This is a genomic window from Clostridium sp. OF09-36 (assembly GCF_003481985.1).
Lineage (GTDB): Bacteria > Bacillota > Clostridia > Lachnospirales > Lachnospiraceae > Brotaphodocola.
In genome coordinates, this window is sequence record NZ_QUMD01000001.1 from 356489 (window position 1) to 375646 (window position 19158).

The following is a 19158-nucleotide window of genomic DNA, read 5'->3' on the forward strand; positions in this document are numbered from 1 at the left end:
TACTAGGAATGTTGTTTACGCTATATAGATAATCAGAAAGAGAGACCCTATGATCAATCCAATGAAATTAATGAAAATGAAAAATGCATGGTCCCGCTTCGCGGCCAACCATCCTAAATTTCCGCTCTTTTTAAATGCTATCGTCAAACGTGGCGTCCAGGAAGGAACCATTTTTGAATTCAAGATCACCTCACCGGACGGCCAGGAACTCGTAACCAATATGCGCCTCAGCGCAGACGATATCGAGCTGTGGAAGGAACTATCCGAGGCCATGCGGTAGGCATGGCAAGCAGAATTTCCGAAGCCATGCGGCAGGCAACGACAAACGAAACTGTCCAAGGCCATACGGCAGGTGATGACAAACGAAACTGCCCAAGACCATGCGGCAGGTGATGGCCGCATGCCAGACAAAAAGGAGGATACCATGGCCAGAATCCGCAATCGCGCCACCGGCGCCTTTCCAACCCGCACTATAAAAATACTGGCGATGCTTCCCTCCGTCGCCATTGCTGCTGCCATTTTTTATTTCTCCAGCCAGCCAGCTGACCAGTCCACCCTTATGAGCAACGGTGTCACCCAGATGCTTTTATCCATCGCAGATAAGCTCCATCTGCTGGAACTTAAACAGATCAATGTGCCTGCCATCTGCGAATTTCTCAGCATGCCGGTGCGAAAATGCGCCCACATCACCGAATACACCGTACTCTTCCTCTCCCTGGTCTTCGGTCTGCGAACCTGGGGACTGCATGGAAAACGCCTGCTGAACGCAGCACTCGCCGTCACCTTTTTCTATGCCTGCACCGATGAATTTCACCAGCTGTTCGTGCCTGGGCGGGCCGGACGCTTCAGTGATGTGCTGATCGACAACATTGGGGCGGCTGGGATCAGGCTGATGGTGCTGATTTTTTATCGGCAGAGAAAAAACGGACTTCTACATAATTACACAACTTCGTAAGCTCATAGCTCCACAACTACACAAGCCAAAACCAAGCCATAGGCAGATGAAAAAACGCTCTGTCTTCTCCAGAAAATCCTGCCCAGCAGTCCCAAAAACATCTCCCGCAAACCCTACAGGGAATACTCCTGTATTGCCGCAACAATGGCGCTGCGCTGCCACTTCACTGTCACCCGGCAATTGATCTGCATCCACTTCGGCGCCGGACTGTCATCGCGCGGGCGCACCCCGATCAGCGGTTTATGGAATTCATTCGCAAATTCAATCGCAAAATCCGCCCATTTTCCATACTCCCCATACATTTCTGCAAAAAGCACCACACAGCTGCACTCCGAAATGCGGTGACGCAGAAGAAGCTGGCGCCGCTTCCATTCCTGTTCATCCAGCCCATTATTAAAGCTCACCGAATCATCCGTCCATTTAAAATAATTTGTCGTATTCAGCCACCCACACACCGTATCATAAAGCTCACGGCAATTTTTTGCACGACTGATCACAAGATGTCTATTTTTCAGTACCGGCATCCTCATCCCCCTTTGCCCCCAATTTTCCTCTTTGACAATCGTCTGTTAAATAAAAAAGAATACACATCCCAGCGGAGCGTTTTTGTTCCATAAGACGCAGATTCCCCTGAAACGCAAAAAGACAGTTCACTACGGACTGTCTTTTGTAATGTAATGCCTTTATTCTACTGTACTTTTCTGAAAAGAGACACCTTGCTGTCAACTTTCCCTGTTATTTGTCACCTTTTGTGTTACTGCTCGTGCGGTATGCCCGGCAATGCATATTTTCCTGCATTTCCTGACGTGAAAAGAATGTGCCTTGGCACATTCTCGCGCTGAGACACGGTTGCTTCAGCAACGCAGCCTCTCCGTTCCGGGAAGTTCCTCCCTGTATCCAGTAACTACTCTACATATTCGAAATGGCGACATCTGCAAACAGATTCACTGATTTCAGAATTCCTACCAGCCAGCCTCCATGCGGGAAGCAATCTTCTCCCGGTACTTCGGCTGATGCGGAACACCTTGCCATTCTTCATGCGGATTGCCTGACTCTTCACCGCATCCACATATTTTAAATTCACCAGATAGCTGACCTGAACCCGCACAAAATTATAATCCTGCAGGATCTTCTCCATGTCATCCAGCTTACCGCGGACCAGCGGCTTGTTGCCATTCGCCATATACACATCGATGTAATGGTTGCGGCTCACCAGGTACATGATATCATTTACGTCCCACACATGGTACTTTGCACCCTCCGGCACGATCACCTGTGTCGCAGCAATCTTTCTTTTATAGGAAATGATTGCCTGCTCCAGATCCTCATCCAGGTTATTTTTTCGGACGAAATAAAGCGGATTTGTGTCAAACGAAGCAAACACCTTATCGTCGTATGCGGAAACAAAAACCACTTCCCCAAAGCGGCCGGAATTCTTCCACTCTCTTGTAATATTGATTCCATCCTGCTCCGGCAGGACAATATCCATAAATACCAGCTGATACGTTTTCTCGCAGGATTCCAGCTGTTTAATGCTATTCATACGGTCTACCTCAAACTCCAGATCGTATTTCCGAAATAAAGCTTCCACCTTCAGCTGTACAAGTTCTGCCAAAATTTTATTATCATCAAAAATTAACGCATTTCTCATAGCTACTCTTTATCTCCCCAGTAAAGCTCCTATCCTGTTACTGTTCACGCATACGCGCCCAGTAACCCTATCCCTTATTAGTGAAACGAATTCATTATACTAAAGGGAAATATTTTTGTAAAACGGATTTCAAAGATTCAGAACATCGCACAAAGGAATGTAGGAGAAATGTGGGAAAACTGGGGGATTTTGCCATATGAAATTTGTCAAAAAATGTCGTGCATCCTACTGCGTGGGATTCCGAAATAGCATAGGCGTACATCTGGAACAAATGCATATGAAAAGTGTTACACTTCCTGCTTCCTTTGCAGACTTTCAATCCCACTTCTTACCAGAGAACCAAGCAACCGTTCCCCAGATTCATTCATCTCCAGCCAGAGCCTGTAACCATTCTTCTCCCCATCTTTAAAATCATAAAGTTCTCCGCCTCGGGCGATCAGCTCCCGGGATTTTCCCTCCTGTTTATAATCCCGATACTGGATCCGGTAACGCTGTGTCCAATTAACCAGGCAATAATATCCCTCCTCGTGGACTGCATTCTGTATGATCTCTTCCCATCGTGCAACCGGCTCCGGTGATTCCTCACCAAAAACCTCAAACCAATCTCTCTCAAAATCATATGGAACCCTTGTTATCTCACTATATCTATCCCAAAGAAGTGTTCCCATCTCCTGGGCACGATCATCGAAGATCCGAATTTCACATACCGGATCAAACGACAAGCTTCCATCACGGATGTCACCTCCGGTATTTCTGATAATATAGTGATTATCCACCTCCGTCAGTTTCTGGTCCCAGGCAAACGAAGGCTGCTTTTCCTGCTCCAGGGCCTGCCTTTCCTGTGCCAATATCTGCCTTTCCTGCTCCTGTTCTAAAGCTGCTGATTTGCTTGCATGGTAATTGCCCCATGTGAGCAGAAGAGCAAAAATAGCTACCACGGTTCCTATTGGACCAGCATTTTTCTGAAAAACCTTCCATAGTTTTTTGAAAGACTTTTTTGCATTTCCTTTTTTAATCCGTTCTTTCTGTGTATTTTTCATAAACCACCTCTTTTATGGTCTTCCCGCCTTTCAACGCCTCATAGTACTCCTGCATTCTTCTGGAAAAAGAAGCATTTCTGTTTGATGTTTCTACGTCCAGTGTAACACTGCCTGCGATTTCCTTATCCATAGTTGGCCCTCCATCGGATAAACCGATTATTATCAGTTTTTCTTTTCAATTCACGCATCCATACTCAAACCATATGGAATCCCATTGTCTGTCATGGTATAATAACTATATCATACATTGAGGGGGCGTTTCCATGAAAAAATTATCGAAAAAGGTATCTGTTCTTTTGTCCTGTCTTGTTCTCTCCACTGCCATGCCGGTTATTCCGGGTACCAGCCCGATCATCGCAGAAGCACACCCGGGACGGACCGATTCCCAGGGCGGTCACCACGACTATAAAAACCGAAGTGGTCTTGGCAGCTATCATTATCACTGCGGCGGTTACCCGGCACATCTTCACGAAAACGGAGTGTGTCCTTACAAATCCGGCGGGCAGAAAAATGTTTCCCAGAGTTCTTCCGGCAGTAATTCGTCTGGAAGCAATACTGCTGCCAACCAGACCAGCATCACCACAGACCTTATGAATTCTTACCAGGCCGTATTTGATGCTGACTATTACTACAGCCACAACAGCGATCTGCAGTCTGCCATCGGCAACAACAAATTAAAACTCTTCGAACACTTCTATACCACTGGCATGAAAGAAGGACGGCGCGGTAATGAAGACTTTGATGTAGCATCTTATAAAGAAAATAACGATGATTTAAAAACTGCCTTTGGCGATGACTGGAAAGCTTATTATGATCATTATGTTCAGAGTGGTTGTAAGGAAGGGCGTGCGCATTGATTTAGACAGCCCTAATTTCTTATTGTAGATTTCTGTAGCATACTGGCACATTCATTTCAAGGGAAATGATGTGCCAGTATATTTCACTTTTATCCTTTCTGCCCGTCTATCATATTCATAATCCATAAAATAACACCTGTTCCACACTCCAACGCCGCTGCACGCTCGTCTTATACGCTTCCGCAGCATCTGACAGCCATGCCTGGATCCAGGCTTCCCGCTTCAGATCTCCCTCATAAAGTCTCCTCTGATGCTCCAACACATCACACACAAAATGATGCCCAGCTTCACTCACAGCCGCCACATTATTCAGCGCACGGGGCAGATACGTAGAAAGGCCAAAACATTCCCTGTCTTTAAATTCCGGGCACAGACATAGTTCTGTCAAACGGGCAAGCTCCGGCCAAAGTGTTGGTGCTTCCACCACTGCAATAGACTCCGTCGGCCCACAACCGGTACTATCCCCTAAAGCTTTCTGTTCCCGTTCCAATAACTCCCGGTACGCCCGTAGTCCCCGGACATCCTGCAGCTGGATCAGCCATGCATACACAGTCATGCGCAGCTCCTCCGATGCCTGCCCAGCCTCCCACAACTGCTCCAAAAACACAGGTTTCCAGACTGCCTCCCCTACTTTATTTTTTACCTTTTTGTCCCGGATTGCCTGCATCACACCCTCTGCTGCACGGCTCCAAAGGCGTCCGTTCAACGTAGGTAAAAGTTCCCGGCATATAGCCATTTCATCTGCAAGCTGCACAAATGCGTTGATGCTGCGCACCGGATAAATTCAGGTGCCGCTTCTTCAAGCGCCGTCTGCCGTACTATTTCCAAACATTCCACACACTGATATTCCCCACACAGAGTCAGATGAAGCTCCAGAGGATCTCCCTTCAAATCCTTTTCCAGCAGATTCTTTTTCACTTCCCGGCACAGTTCTTCCTCCGTCAGATACTGCTTTAACAGTTTCTCCATCTCCGCCTTATAAAAATGGCCGCCAAAAAGAAGTAGTCCCAGAGCCTTTTCTTTCCCCATCGGAAATTTCAGCCGCTGTGCAAAATAAATCAGATAATAACATTTCCAGTCCTTACGCTGGTAATGTGTATGATCTTCCCAAATCTGGCACCCGGCAAAATCTGCTGTCTGAATATACTTCCCATAAAATGACTCTGCAACGGTCTGGAAGACCGCCGGAATCTCCTTATCTTTATGCTGCATCCAATGCCATACAATCCATACCTGAAGTCTCTCCCACACCAAATCCTCTTTGGCAAGCAGATTCATCCACTGGCGCACCGATTTCTTCTTCCCAGCATGCATACGGTAATCCTGCATTACTTCCTGTAAATCAGTCCGGTCCTCCAGGCGGTAAAACAGATCATCCGACTCCCGTACCTCCTGCGGACTCATATCGTCCACATCCATACGGCTCAAGCATTCTTCCAGCAACTCCAGATAATATGTCCGTTCTCCCACTGCCTTCTGATAAGAAGCATCCCCTTCACGTCGCCGGGCCTCGTAATCAATATACGGCCGCACACTGATGGTCTTTTGAGTCCTGTTCTGATACAGCATCCGCAATTTCTCACATACCGGATTTCCGGTATTCATAAGATCCAGACAGTACGCAGCCTCTGCATCCTTCAATTTCTGGTCCCGATACTGCTCCAGAATCCAAAGCGATACCGGCTCATCCAACAAAGGAAGCAGAAGATACACCTGCGCACGCATTCCCGCCTCTTCCCGACTCATGGCATCCCGCAAAAGCTGGGCAAATAACTCCTGCTTTGTTCCAGTCTTTTCAAAATACTGCAGGACTTCCCGATCCACGGTATGCATGCTCTGGACTGCGGCAGTCCCGTAAAAATCTGCCATTGCCAGCCAGTTCGCATCCTTCTGTCCAGAGTATGCCTCTGCCATACAGAAAACTGCCTGTCTCACAATTTTTTCCACCTCATAAATATGAGTATAAACCAGAGTACCTGTCAGCAGCTCCAGAAGTCTGCAAGCCGCAGGTGCAGTCGATACGGAAAGCAATGCCAGATGCAGTTCATACGACTCGTTTCCCAAGCGGTTTTCTTCCCGACTGACTATGTACGGAAGACCTTCCAATAAAAACTCCATCTGTTCATCTGTCTGTCCAAGCAGCTGGATAGCCGCATACAACGGATAGCGCACCTGCGATTCCGAATTTTTCCCAAAACGGTTCAAAATCATCCCCAGCAGTTCCACATCCATCAGCTGAAGATCAATAGGGCAATGATTGCCCGCTCGTAAACCCACGGCTCCTGATCCGACTGCAAGACAGCCCAAAGAATATCCCTTGCCTCCTTCTCGCATCCATATGTGTCTGGACTATAACCAAGGAGCAGAATTGCATTTTTTAGTGAAATCTCATCCTGCGGCTCACGAATTTCCCCCAAAAGCAATCGAAACACCTCATACCCCATTCCAAACTCCGCCAAATCGCTGAGCCTGTAATTCTGATGATGAATCCAGGCATGAAGCTGTTTGCTTTTTTCCCATTCACGAAGCAGAATCGCACTCCGGTCCGATGGGGAAATCCGGTTCCAGTCCGTATCCAGAAACAAAGTAAAGTCCTGCTGCAGCAGCCAATCCCAGATCTCCCCGTCGCAGATGGACAACAAATACGAAAGCACATGATGCCAGTTTCTGCTGACACCAAGCTCCGGATGGCCCAGACACACCAGTTCCTGAACCTGATCAAGCGGACAGCCTGCCAGATATTTTGCCGCCAGATACTCGCCAAAATTATTGTGCATAAACTGCCAGTTCCCATCCCGGAGCACCCATAAGCCACTGTATTTCAGCAATTCCCGCTCTGCCGCAGATGCAATCAGACGTTCATATTCAAACTCTGTCAGCACCCGCGTATCCATCGCATGCATCGCCACTGCAAGACGTTCTAGCAACAGTTTTGCCTTTTCTATGTTTTCCTCAAAATCCAGTTTTCCCGTCATCCGGTACTTGTCCAAATCCTGACCAAGTTTCCGTTCTGTCAATGTCTGCATCAGCTGATCCCGATCCGGCACCTTCCCACATTCCAGATAAAGCTGGCATAGTTCCACCAGATAAAACGGATTTTCCACTACCGTAGAAAGACGTCTCTCCTCAATCTGCCGTTTCCAGTTATCGTACAGAATTCCCATTTCCGTCACATAACATTCTATATCTGACTCGGTCAGCGGCTGCATCCACACAGCCTCAAACGCTTCACCAAACAGGCCTGCCCTGTAAAAGTGGTTTCTCGTAGAAATCAGAAAACGCGCTTCTTTATTTTCCTGCTGATACAATGCCGCCTGTTTTAGGAAATTCTGCTTATGCACACCGGCTATCTCATCAAACCATCGATCAGGAACAACAGATTTTCCTGATTTTCCGGTTCCACGCCACGCTGCCTTGCCAGTTCTGCCATAGATTCATCCGAATACGTTCGCAAAGGTATCCGCACCGCCCGTGGCAGATTGACATCTTTATAACAGCAGAATTCCATCCACTGCAACTCTTGCGTCTTTCCACAGCCCGCCTCTCCTAAAAGAACCACATTCTGATGCTCCATGCAATAATCCAAAAGAGAAAAACCATACACCTCTGCTGCATCCCCGTCCACTCCCGGATGCTCCTGATCGGTGCAAAGGCGGGGGATGTGATGCGTGGGCGCAATGGGTGCTTCCATAGCCTTCTTCTTTTTCTTCGAAGCAGCATGTCCCACACCCTGGGTTACGCCGTATTTTACGATATCGTAGGCCGCAGATAACTTCATGCTATCCGCAAAGGGAATAAGAAATGAGGGAATCGTGAACATGATAAGCTGCCTCCTTCCAGGTGAATTCAGAAAACAGACAATCCGGCCCAATCAGCTTTCCGGATTCAGTTCCGTTGCGCTTAATCTTCAACGATAACCGCTTTCATTTTCCATTCCCTGTATAAATTATGACGATAAGTATTCAACTAAAACATTTAGGAATAAACCGTATTGCAGTACTGAGTAGACACGTAATGATTTACGCATAACTCAAAAATGTAGTTTCATGCATCTTCTAATGTTAAATCATCCAGATATTTCCTGCTTGTGCAATTCAAAAATGTTCGAATAATGGCAACATAACAATCAAAAGTAGTTACCTGTAAGTTTCACAATAAATGAGGCAAAGAAAGAAGCCGCTTCCGTATTTCAGTTTGCCAGCTGCGTATGCTTCCGAATGGATATAGCTGATTTCCTTCATCTTAAGGCTGCCCTCCAAGCAAATGGCATGTCGATGCCGCGGTCGATGAAGAAACCCACTATGTTTACAATACCCAGGATATGTACGCCGTGCTCTTTCGCCTTGCGGAATGCCGCCAGACTATCTGCAGTCTCGCCGGACTGGCTGGCGATGGCTAGGGCATTTTTGTTAAGGATGGGACGTCGGTAGCAAAACTCGAATGCCAGTTACATGCGCACCGAAATCCGCACAAGGTCTTCCAGCACGTACTGGGCCGTCATACCGACATAATGAATATTACGGGCACTTTTACACCACCTGTCCGAACTAGGAAGCCATTATTCTGGATTAATAGAAAGTACTATTCCGATTATTAGGGAACCGCTCTTATAATGAATGTAAGCATCAGTTCTGATGCTAATTCGTAAAGGTCAAATTCTTCGCTCCACGGCAAATACAGCGCCGCTTATTTGCGGCGCTTATAGCATTCTGCAGGAAGCATTTTTGACCACGGCATAAGTTCTTCCAACGCTGTTTCGTCTATACTTCCATCGGCACGAACTGACTTCACCAATTCTGTTAATAAATGTTTTACATAGTAATAAATATTCAATCCATTTGCGCGGGCTGTCTCGGTAACGCTGTAAATTATCGCGCTTGCCTGAGCTCCACGTACCGTGTTGATCGTCATCCAGTTTTTTCGACCAATCGTAAAAGTTCTCAATGCGCGCTCACTGGCCAGGTTATCAATCGGTACTTCTCCGTCTGACAGGAACACCTTCAGGTATTCTTCCTGATTCAAGTAATAGTTAATACCTTTGGCTGTTTCACCTTTCGGAAGAACCGTCTGGTCTGTCTGTATTTTTCGAAGCCATACAAAGAATTCTTCAAGCAGCGGTTTGATGGAAGACTACCGTTCTTTTAATCGTTCTTCAGGAGTCAAGTCCTTTAACGCACCTTCCAGATCATAAATAGCTCCGATCCGTACGAGTGCCTTATACGCAACCGATGCTTCAACCGCTTTGGGATTACTTTTTCCGATTGCCTTAATCGCATTTGCGAAATGACGTCTTGCATGGGCCATGCAGTTCGCATTTTTTATTCTTTCCAGATCACGTGCCAACTTATGATACTGTTCCAGATCATCTGTCATAAGAATTCCGGAGAAATCCTTATAATACGCTTTTGGATGATCACTATGCCGCGTCTTCTGGTATTCATATACAATAATCAGCGGAACTGCGCTCAATTCTCCAGTGATGTGCACCCACATATAACTCTGGCTGCCTGCAGGTCTGACATCATGAATCACTTCCACAGGCGTTTCATCACTTTGATTTACGTGTGCCTCCAGCTAGCGTTTTTTCATCTGTTCATACACCGGTAGTAAATAACGTTCAGCCGTCCAAACCGCCCAGTTTGACATCGTCTGTTTGGACAGGTTCAGACCATTCGCTTTAAAATCTCTGGAAATACGATCAACTGGATTGCTGTTTACATATTTGGCATTGATAATCGCCGCTTCAAGAAAAGGTGTTGCAATGCTGCCTTTGAACATCGTTTCCGGATGGTCACCACGTAAAAACTCATCCTGATGAACCCCATCTGTTCCAACATAAACATTTATGATGTGTTTTTCTGCAACCCATTTGGCCGGTTCAAAACGAAGCTGCCAGAAAATTTCATCTGGTATATTTTTCCAGTTCCCCTTACCAAAAGCTTCATTTAATTCCTGCTCTGGTATATCATGAGGGATTTCTTCCTGAGGAAAATCTTGCAGATCTTCCTCACGCTGCCCCTTTTTTTTTGGTTTCTTCGGGACTTTTCTGGCTGAATCTATGACTTCTTCCACAGTTGGCTCCGGAACTTTTTCATCGCAGTTCGCCTCTGCCTCATTAAAAAAGGAAAGCTGACCTGCGATGTCATCCAGCTTTTCTGTCTGACGGCCAAAACGCTGCTGATTTGCGAGGTGGACCTGCTCCATCAGATTTTCATAGTTCTGTTCCAGGCGCTCAATCCGATCCTACATCTGGTAGATGACATCGTTTTTGGTCTTATGATCCATCTTATTCAGTTCATCTGGAGTGAATTTTTTACACATGTTGTCCGCCTTCTTTCTAAAGAAAGTATACCAAAAATCTGTGATAAATGCCAATCTGCAGCCAAACAGATACCGTCATTTTTTCCTGTTACAGAAATCATCAGAATCCTTATGTAGGCCTTTGGAAATATAGGATTTTCAAGGTTCAAATGAATCGTTTCTGCTTCATAGCAGGCAAACGAATCGTTCTATCCGGTCATCTATCGGAAACGAAAGTCTCTCATTTTAACAATAAAACAGGGACTATATTTTCTCTGTTTTGCACAAATGTTTCAATAGATATTTTTCGGATCCACGTCTTTGATTTTCGGATCCAGGGGATTTAAACCTATCATGAGATACTTGTATTGTTCTTCCGTAAGATCTGCAGCCTCTTGTATATTTCTTGGCCAGGATAACCGCCCTGCTTCGAATCGTTTATAAAGAAGTAAAAACCCTGTGCCCATCCACAAGAGTCCTTTGCATCGATCAGAACGTTTCCCGCAAAATAAAAAGAGGGTTCCCTTTTCAAACGGATTTTGTCCGTACTTATCGCCGATAATTGTTGCCAGACCATCGATGCCTTTTCGCAGATCAACGGTACCGCAGGCAAGAACTACCCGGCGAATACCGGCTGCATCTTCAAGCATGAGACACCTCTCGGAAAATCCGGCTCAGAAGAACAGCGGAAATATCATTAGAAATATCAATCTGAAATGCTGCAGTACGGATTGTTGCAACTGGTTTATTGGAAACCGTGTGCGTATTTATTTCTGCTGGGGCAGCACAAGGAATTTCAACAAAGGGCAGTTCTGCTTTTTCTGCTACGGCAGGAACAGAAGTATTTTCCTTCATTTTTTCATACGCCTGTTGCCGAAACCGTCTTTGCCAGTGATAATAACTTTGTTCGCTGATTCCATTCTCATCCATCTAGTTTTTAGCTGATTGGCCTGCTGGTCGCTGACTGCAAGCCTGAATGATTTTTCTCCAGTATTCTGCACGTACTTCGTGAGTACACTGATCCATAGTCTTTAGTCCTCCTTGAAAAACTCCATTGTTTTTTTCAAGTATGCACTAAAAATGATTTTAGTGAAAGGCGAGTGGTTTGACCTTTACCATATTCTAACCTCCATAGTCGGTCAAAAAAGTTGAGTACTTAACTTTTTTGACTCTATACAGTGTAAGACTATTATCGCAGAATGTAGATGCTGGGAACAGGTACTTGCTTTGAAACGTTTACATTGTTATTGCATTTTAAAATCCTATCATTTTGATATGGTTTTATGTCTTATTAATATACTTGCAAAGCTGCTGTACCCAGAATAGCATATAAGCCGAAATTCGTTTTCACGATGCTAAACAATACCCCAGCTTTTATACGCTTCCTCTGAGTAATACCCCAAAGCGCCTCCCTTAGGATACCTTGAATTAACAACAGAGAACTGATTAATCGCGTCAAATATCGGTTCTTTTTTTAAACGGTATATGTATACAATGTGCCCTTTCATTTTTTATTCGTTCCGCTAAAGATTTTGTCCACATGCTATTTAATTCTAACGGTGCACCAATCTTAGAATACCCTGGATATGCTATTATAATTGGCAACTCATAATAATCAACGGCCTTTTCAATTTCCCAATTAAGAATTCCTCTGTCATAATTCGTCTTATCCGATATAATCAGAAGGAAATTCTTACTCGCTGATAATCTAGTTTCTAATCTGTTAAAAAGCGTTGCTTTTGATGAACTATCACGTACCTGATAAGTTTTTTCATGTGAATTAGTAAACTTAAAATCTATACTTCCAGATTTATCCCATGCCTTCAGCAGGTTAAAATAATGAATATCGCTTTCTGTAGGATCTGTCGAGCCCTGCCCGTCAAAGGCAACATATGTACCTGTTCTGTTCACGTGTAGTTCCTCCTCATATAATCAAGTGTTTTTAATTGAAAATTCGAGATTTTTTAACCTCTCTATAACATTTTCAGGTTCATCAAACCTAATTTTTCTTCTTTATCACTTATAACAATATGTATATCGCAATCTATTTCATCCTTAAAAAGCTCAATTGTTTTTATAATATAGACAACTAAGTCATTTACACTACCTGCATCAGCCCCTCCCGTCCCAATTACAGGCATATATGTAGAAAAGCCTTGAGAGCGTTCTGAAATATACTTTACTAAAGAAGCAATAGCTTTTATATAGTCTATCTTTTCGACATGGGCTCTTAATTCATTATCAAAATATGTTAACCCCAAGATAAAATACTGTTCATTATTGAGACCATTTATTTCAGCAACCGATCCGACATCATATCGACGTAAGTTTCCACTTCGTTTTTCTTTTTGTTTGAGATCCGTATACTTATATCCATGCAATGACAAATTGTTTTGTATTTCATTCGAGACTGTATCTGAATCCCTATTGCCTTGCTCATATATTCGTTTAAGTGCCATACCGTGAATTTTTTTTGACCCTATTAAATCATCATCCACAATCGTGTCGAAACATCGATTTCCAGCAAAAGCAATGTTCTTCTTTTCATTCGGATCTCCGCTATTAAATAAATCCCCATACTCCACAAACAACAAATGATTTGAGTGAAGATTAAAAATTTTCACTTGTTTTCTTTGGCTCGTATAAATCGTGTCCACTATTACTATAGCAAAATAGATTCCCAGCAAAATAAGCACGGCTATAATTATTTTCAGAACTACATTATCAATACAATCTAACATCGTATCTGTAGGTGTAACTAATGTAACAAACCCCCAAAAAGAAAATAGGGCTACTGCGATTTTATTACTTTGGGAAAATATGTAACGCCAGTTATACCTCATTGTACGAAATAATATTTTCATCGCATTTCTCCTAGAACTACTTCTCTCATTGGCCTAAATGTATCTAAGATATCGTTTCGAGGTTCTGTTTTATCATAAAAACTTGTATAATACTTATCTTCTTTATGCTTTGTGTAGAAATTTCCGATTTCCCAAGCACACCATTGGCGAATGCTGTTATTATTACCTCGAATTCGCAACTCACTATTCGTCGTTCTCAGGAACAAGAACTGATCGCTATCTTTTAAAGCATCTTCCAATTTCTCCTTGGTAGCGGAACTATGGTTATTTACTCCATCCCACATCCAGTTAACATATAAAAAACCAGAGCGAAGCCAAAAATAGTAAAACAAAGCTTGAGTTAACCCCTTGTCGTAATATGCGTATGACAAAAAAGTTTGCTTTCTCGCGGTACGAATAATCTCATCGTCCGAAAGCCCAATAAAATTGGTTTCTATAACTTCTTCTTGATAATCTGCAATAGCCTTTAATAAGTATCTAAAGTATGTTTTAAATGAGTTGGACGAAGACTGTTCTTTTTCCATTTTTTTACTCATTTGTTGCTGTATTTGATTAATTATTCTCTGCACGAACAAAAAATCTCGGACTTCGTTTGCATTACGATCAAAGATTCCTTGATATTCTTCCATTTGAGGCATTACCCCCTCATTATTAATAATGTCTTCAAAGCCCCGTATGAGCCTTGCAGAATCGTAATACATATTCTTAACTGATACGTAATCCCTAAAGCGTACTACTCCATCACCACTTTCTATTGAATCTCCGCTTTCCATAAAAAGATTATATCTTGTCAAAGAACTTAATCCCATACCGTATCCCTCTCATCTTTATCATGTGATTACATGGCGAATAGCTATGCCACTATTACGTTATCGTTTATACCTTCAATAATCTTCCGTATTCCCATCCATACGCTCAGATCCGTAATATCTCAACTACGCATTCCAGATCCATTAACAGAGATTCCTGTAACACAAAAAGATCCTTCATCTTTCCGTTATGGACAATGTACTAACCATCTGGTTCACAAAGTATATCTGCCAGCTATCAAGGTTATTGCTCTCAGGGTACTCTGAGAAAGTAGCTTTAGCTGCATTCATATCAAAGCCGACTATTTCACAGACAAGTTTCCCTAAAAAGCTTAGAGCTGTATTCTTGCTCATATTCTTCCTTGGGACCAAAGGGCTTTCTCTAACACCTTTATATCGCTATGTGAAAACAATATATTTGACTTAATTTTCAAATTTTCTCATACTCTTTTGAGGTTCGATTTTTCATAGTACTTTATTGTATTGTGTTTCAAAATCGTATTATTTTGATATGTTTTGTGTCTTGTTAATGTAATTTCAAATCTGCTGTACCCACGCTATTTTTGTGCGCTATTTTTCAAAATCAAAGGTGTCATTTTTTCCATAAGTGCATCTACAATACGTCTGCTTTTATCATCAAGAATTTTTTTGTTCACGAACCCATTCTACCACTTTCAATTGCTCTTCCGGGCGTTCACTTAATACTACATATTTTTCTGTCATAATATACGTCTCCTATCGTTTCTCATAGTTTATACCCACATTATAGCATTTTTTCAGAAAATAGTCCGCTGCATCTTGCAAATCTTTTTTAGAAACACACCTTTATCTTTACACACAAAAAGCAAGTAGTAAGTAACACACCTCATTAGCCCCGCTCTTGATATTCATTACCGTAATAACTCTCCCTCAAGCTCCGCACAGCCTTCACCACCAACGTCTTATAAGCCACACCAAACCATTTATCCGTGATTCCCAACAGCGATACCTCTGCACTTTTTCGGTCAGCAGCTTGTCTATGATTTTTGATAAGAAATATTCTTTTTCTCTCAAAAATCAATATCAACTTGCATTTTAAATTTGCTTTGTAGGTTTTACTTTTTATCCAGACTGTACATCTTTTTAATTTCACCAAGAATCTCTTTATCATCTTTTAAATCCGTATAATCCACATACACATGTCTCCCATATTTCAAGTACTCCAACCACCCTTCTAGGGCACACAAATATGCCTCTTCCAAACTATCTAAAGATGAATATTTTCCCACATAATTATTCCTTGCATCCCATGATTCCATTGTTACTGGAAATATTTTTGCTTCTTTAGTGTCTGGGATTACATGTACAAAACCATTTTCATCGATAACCAATACATTTCCCAGCCTATCATCTGCATTTCGCATCTCACGTTCTATTTCATCTTTCGTAAACAAATGTTGTGCTCTAAGCTGTCCTTTTTTTAATTCTATAGAAAATATATCTGCTGTATCCTCATATCCATAGAAACCCGCTTCTGTCAATTTGGTTATAACAAACTGTTTCATATCATCCTTAAGCTGGATTGCCTCCTGTTTATCAACCAACATAAGTCTGTCCTCGCAGCTTTGACTTGCAATATGTATTGATCCATCTGTTCCAAGATATTGCTCCTTCTTACTCAAAAAATTCGTAAGTACAACTTGGTCATTCCTATAAGACAAAAAATAGTAAATTTTCGCCTCCCTGTTTTTCGCTTCTATTTCGTTAATAGGAAATTTCCATTGCATAATATTTCTTGAATAAATTTTTCTGCAGCTATTTTATTCTTAATCGTCTTGTTCCGTTTTAATTTCAAAGTTTCCTTAGAATTTTGATTAAAGGGGTTATAAGAAACTCTGTTATCATTCAAAACCATTGCTGGATCCAGGCCTTTTTCTTTCGCAAGCTTTTCTATCTTTATTAACTGTTTTAGGTATTTCCGAAATTCTATATTTGCACAATCTCCGTGGAGTCCATCATACGTTGCAGAAATAGCATTGTACAAACCATATTTCATGACAATCAAAAATACACCATGTGTGTATCTTCTAATCAATTGCCAATTTTCTGGCAATGGTCTCCCTGATTCATAATCATAGACCCCATAGCAAGAATCCGTTGCATCTACATAATGCGCCGGATAATCTTCCACCAATGTTTCATATAATTTATCTTTTTCTGTCTTGTCAAAAATTTTTTCTTCTTCACATAGTTCTAACCGAAAATAATTCCATTCAATTTCATCTTCGAAACCTTCAAAAATCAGGCATTTAGGTTTTACTCTGTATCTGATGCCAAAATCCGAAACCAAATCTATCCAACCTTTTTCTTGACTTTTCTGAACATCTCTTAAATCCATTCCCCCTGTATCCGGCAATAACATGTGATTATATGCCGGTACTGATATTATTAGATGAAGTATTGATATCATATCATCAACATCATTCCAGACTACCGATTTTGGAACAATATGACCAAAAATCAATTTGGCCAAAAAACTCCAATCACTTTTCTGTGCACTTTCCTCTTCAGCAGATATTGCAAGCCATTTCTGAATAGCAAGTTGAAATTGTTTTCCCGTTGGCCGATCATCAGGTGCGTTGCTTGTGGCTTCATGAAGTAATTGTTCCAATTCAGCTAAATGCTCATGCATAAGTTCTTCTCTATACCTCAGTCCATGAGATGTATCCAAGTAATTATAAACACCTTCAAATCCAAGTTCATCCTTTGTTAAAAGCATCCATATTGCCTTTGCCATAGAATAAATATCTGCCTTTAATCCATCTGCCACACTCGGATATCTCATCATTTCTGGAGCAATTGTAAATTTCGCCCCTATATTTCTGCGATCATCTGTAATATTTTTTGCATGCTCTGGAAAATCAACCAACCCAAAATCCCCAAAGCAATATCGATTTTCATAATAATAAAGATTTCCTGGTTTTATATCTCTATGGGCAATTTTTCTTTCCTGCATTTTTACCAGCGTTTCTGTTAACTGCTCAATTGCATATTTTACTTCTTTTATTTGATTTTTACACTCTTTTAAGTGTTCCATGATTGGTTTTGCAACAGGCATGATATACCAGAATTCCTCTATATTACTTTCTATGATTGGAAGTACTCCAGGAATATCCATATTATCTTTCATTACTTTAATCTCATCGATAAACCTGGCTGTTTTTATTTTGTCTTTTTTATCATCTAAAATCTTTAGCGCATATTCCTCACCAACTTTATTTCGAACACGATAAACAGACGCATTTCCACCGCTGCCTAACTGTTCCTCTCTAAGATATTTTTCTTCCCATGAATATTTTTTAATTTTTCCTTTTCCCATACACTACCTATAGCCATTTCTTTAAATATTTTCTGTCTCTCAAAAATAAAAACCTCACATTGATGCTTTCATCTTACACCAACCTGAGGCTTTTCACAAATATATTTAATTGTATCGTTACCGTTTGCATCAAATATGAAAATAAAATGTGAAAATACCGATTTTATTCCCCCATTTTTTGTGTGAAATTCCATTATATTCCCTCATTTTTTGTGCAAGCCATAGCTAAAAGTTTCCGTACTCCTCCTCAAAGAATTTTTTATTTCCATAACAAAATGATACAGGTGGGTCATCGCTCCATTCACGATAACCCACCTGTGTCATTTTATTAATATCCCATCAGCTGCAACAGGATCACTGCCAACGAGGTCGCGAAGTGCGGGTCGGTCTTCGGGATGTAGGTTACGAAGTCTGCCGTATCTTCCATGTTGTAGTTGCTGTAGGTTGTGAGGCCCATTAAATAAGCGCCGCGGCTCTTGCGGATTTTGTCCGGGAGGGTCTGGAGTTCTTTGATGTAGGCGGTGTACTGCTCTTCGGTGATCTCACCGCGGACTTTTGCAAACTGGATTGCGAGCGTGTAAGCGGCTATGAGCTGTGTGCTGTAGGCTTTTGTGGTGGCTACGGAAATTTCCGGACCGGCCAGGGTGTAGAAGACATTGTCTGCTTCCCGGGCAATGGAGGAACCGACTACGTTTACGATACTCAGGGTACGTACGCCGTGCTCTTTCGCTTCGCGGAGTGCCGCCAGGCTGTCTGCAGTCTCGCCGGACTGGCTAACGATGATGGCAAGGGCATTTTTGTCAAGGATAGGGCGGCGGTAGCGGAACTCGGATGCCAGTTCCACGCACACTGGAGTCCGTGCGAGGTCTTCCAGTACGTACTGGGCCGCCATGCCGACATGATACGCGGATCCGCAGGCTACGATATAGACCTGGCTGATTTTTTCGATGTCTACGTCAGTGAGTCCTATGACTGTTGCATTGGCATATATCAGTTTAACCCCAATATCAGAAAAGACATTGGCTGTTTCTATGAAATGGTTAATCTTAAACAGCTAAAATTAGTCGATTCTATGCGGCTCTGGGTGGTTGAAACCTCCCGACGCTAACAATGGAATAAATTACCACTAATAATTTTGTCAATTTATGATATGCTAAAGCTGAATTATTTAAAAGGCATTACATAACATTGCAGAAGGAGATACCTATTATGTTTAAAAAAACTTTGAAGATGAAATGCAAGAAAATAATATAATGGATATATTAAATAAAATGCTTGCTTTGGAAAAAGAGATGAACAAACTTTGGAAAAAGAGATGAACAAA

20 protein-coding genes and 3 pseudogenes are annotated in these 19158 nt (G+C 42.3%); 3 read left to right on the top strand and 20 right to left on the bottom strand.

All coding sequences use genetic code 11. The annotated features are described in order from the left end of the window. The first annotated feature begins 49 nt into the window (after positions 1-49). Complete coding sequence (locus tag DXA97_RS01620; RefSeq protein ID WP_118718336.1) at positions 50-280, top strand: hypothetical protein; 231 nt, start codon at positions 50-52, stop codon at positions 278-280. A gap of 144 nt (positions 281-424) precedes the next feature. Further along, the gene (locus tag DXA97_RS01625; protein ID WP_182436766.1) at positions 425-955 is read left to right on the top strand and encodes a VanZ family protein; all 531 of its coding nucleotides are present in this window, start codon (positions 425-427) and stop codon (positions 953-955) included. A 113-nt stretch (positions 956-1068) separates the two neighbouring features. Here DXA97_RS01625 and DXA97_RS01630 read toward each other — a convergent pair whose 3' ends face one another. From DXA97_RS01630 to DXA97_RS19975, 4 genes are all read right to left on the bottom strand, one after another. Next, a complete protein-coding gene (locus DXA97_RS01630) occupies positions 1069-1479 on the bottom strand; it encodes a hypothetical protein (protein WP_118718338.1) in 411 nt (136 codons plus the stop codon). Between the two features lie 380 nt (positions 1480-1859). Further along, the gene (locus tag DXA97_RS01635; protein WP_118718339.1) at positions 1860-2606 is read right to left on the bottom strand and encodes a LytTR family DNA-binding domain-containing protein; all 747 of its coding nucleotides are present in this window, start codon (positions 2604-2606) and stop codon (positions 1860-1862) included. A gap of 287 nt (positions 2607-2893) precedes the next feature. Further along, a complete protein-coding gene (locus tag DXA97_RS01640; protein ID WP_118718340.1) occupies positions 2894-3646 on the bottom strand; it encodes a hypothetical protein in 753 nt (250 codons plus the stop codon). Continuing rightward, positions 3618-3776, bottom strand: a complete 159-nt coding sequence (locus tag DXA97_RS19975) for a hypothetical protein (protein ID WP_182436767.1) — start codon at positions 3774-3776, stop codon at positions 3618-3620. The genes DXA97_RS01640 and DXA97_RS19975 overlap by 29 nt, the downstream gene beginning before the upstream one ends. Positions 3777-3909: 133 nt before the next feature. Here DXA97_RS19975 and DXA97_RS01645 point away from each other — a divergent pair, with 133 nt between their 5' ends. Continuing rightward, positions 3910-4503: a YHYH domain-containing protein gene (locus DXA97_RS01645; protein ID WP_118718341.1), complete on the top strand. Its 594-nt coding sequence runs from the start codon at positions 3910-3912 to the stop codon at positions 4501-4503. A 115-nt stretch (positions 4504-4618) separates the two neighbouring features. On the opposite strand, the gene DXA97_RS01650 is transcribed toward DXA97_RS01645, so the two are convergent. The 16 genes and pseudogenes from DXA97_RS01650 to DXA97_RS01725 form a co-directional block, all read right to left on the bottom strand. Continuing rightward, positions 4619-5239: a hypothetical protein gene (locus DXA97_RS01650; RefSeq protein ID WP_147355527.1), complete on the bottom strand. Its 621-nt coding sequence runs from the start codon at positions 5237-5239 to the stop codon at positions 4619-4621. Continuing rightward, a complete protein-coding gene (locus tag DXA97_RS01655; protein ID WP_147355528.1) occupies positions 5206-6780 on the bottom strand; it encodes a hypothetical protein in 1575 nt (524 codons plus the stop codon). Before DXA97_RS01655 ends, DXA97_RS01650 begins: the two co-directional genes overlap by 34 nt. Further along, positions 6735-7844 carry a hypothetical protein gene (locus DXA97_RS01660; RefSeq protein ID WP_118718344.1) on the bottom strand — a complete coding sequence of 370 codons (1110 nt, stop codon included), beginning with the start codon at positions 7842-7844 and terminating at the stop codon, positions 6735-6737. Before DXA97_RS01660 ends, DXA97_RS01655 begins: the two co-directional genes overlap by 46 nt. Before the next feature lie 5 nt (positions 7845-7849). Continuing rightward, the gene (locus DXA97_RS01665; protein WP_118718345.1) at positions 7850-8323 is read right to left on the bottom strand and encodes a hypothetical protein; all 474 of its coding nucleotides are present in this window, start codon (positions 8321-8323) and stop codon (positions 7850-7852) included. Positions 8324-8681: 358 nt separating this feature from the next. Next, positions 8682-9022 (bottom strand): annotated as a pseudogene (locus DXA97_RS20595) (hypothetical protein); the annotation flags it as partial. Between the two features lie 167 nt (positions 9023-9189). After that, positions 9190-9414: a transposase domain-containing protein gene (locus DXA97_RS19980; protein WP_243107514.1), complete on the bottom strand. Its 225-nt coding sequence runs from the start codon at positions 9412-9414 to the stop codon at positions 9190-9192. Further along, positions 9394-10707, bottom strand: a pseudogene (locus tag DXA97_RS20600) (IS66 family transposase); the annotation flags it as partial. The pseudogene DXA97_RS20600 and the gene DXA97_RS19980, both read right to left, overlap by 21 nt. Before the next feature lie 389 nt (positions 10708-11096). Continuing rightward, a complete protein-coding gene (gene tnpB / locus DXA97_RS01680) occupies positions 11097-11453 on the bottom strand; it encodes an IS66 family insertion sequence element accessory protein TnpB (protein ID WP_118718346.1) in 357 nt (118 codons plus the stop codon). Further along, positions 11446-11733 carry an IS66 family insertion sequence element accessory protein TnpB gene (locus DXA97_RS01685; protein WP_243107509.1) on the bottom strand — a complete coding sequence of 96 codons (288 nt, stop codon included), beginning with the start codon at positions 11731-11733 and terminating at the stop codon, positions 11446-11448. The genes tnpB and DXA97_RS01685 overlap by 8 nt, the downstream gene beginning before the upstream one ends. Positions 11734-12258: 525 nt before the next feature. Next, positions 12259-12714 carry a TIR domain-containing protein gene (locus DXA97_RS01690; protein ID WP_243107510.1) on the bottom strand — a complete coding sequence of 152 codons (456 nt, stop codon included), beginning with the start codon at positions 12712-12714 and terminating at the stop codon, positions 12259-12261. A 62-nt stretch (positions 12715-12776) separates the two neighbouring features. Further along, a complete protein-coding gene (locus DXA97_RS01695) occupies positions 12777-13667 on the bottom strand; it encodes a macro domain-containing protein (protein ID WP_118718347.1) in 891 nt (296 codons plus the stop codon). Continuing rightward, on the bottom strand, positions 13664-14476 hold the full coding sequence (locus DXA97_RS01700; protein ID WP_118718348.1) for a hypothetical protein: 813 nt from the start codon (positions 14474-14476) through the stop codon (positions 13664-13666). Before DXA97_RS01700 ends, DXA97_RS01695 begins: the two co-directional genes overlap by 4 nt. Before the next feature lie 868 nt (positions 14477-15344). Then, on the bottom strand, positions 15345-15608 hold the full coding sequence (locus DXA97_RS01710) for a hypothetical protein (RefSeq protein ID WP_118718349.1): 264 nt from the start codon (positions 15606-15608) through the stop codon (positions 15345-15347). Further along, positions 15571-16062, bottom strand: coding sequence for a hypothetical protein (locus DXA97_RS01715; protein WP_147355529.1), 492 nt, complete (start codon positions 16060-16062; stop codon positions 15571-15573). The genes DXA97_RS01710 and DXA97_RS01715 overlap by 38 nt, the downstream gene beginning before the upstream one ends. A gap of 149 nt (positions 16063-16211) precedes the next feature. Next, positions 16212-17834 carry a protein kinase family protein gene (locus DXA97_RS01720; RefSeq protein ID WP_118718351.1) on the bottom strand — a complete coding sequence of 541 codons (1623 nt, stop codon included), beginning with the start codon at positions 17832-17834 and terminating at the stop codon, positions 16212-16214. A 331-nt stretch (positions 17835-18165) separates the two neighbouring features. Further along, positions 18166-18804, bottom strand: a pseudogene (locus DXA97_RS01725) (SIS domain-containing protein); the annotation flags it as partial. Positions 18805-19158 lie beyond the last annotated feature (354 nt).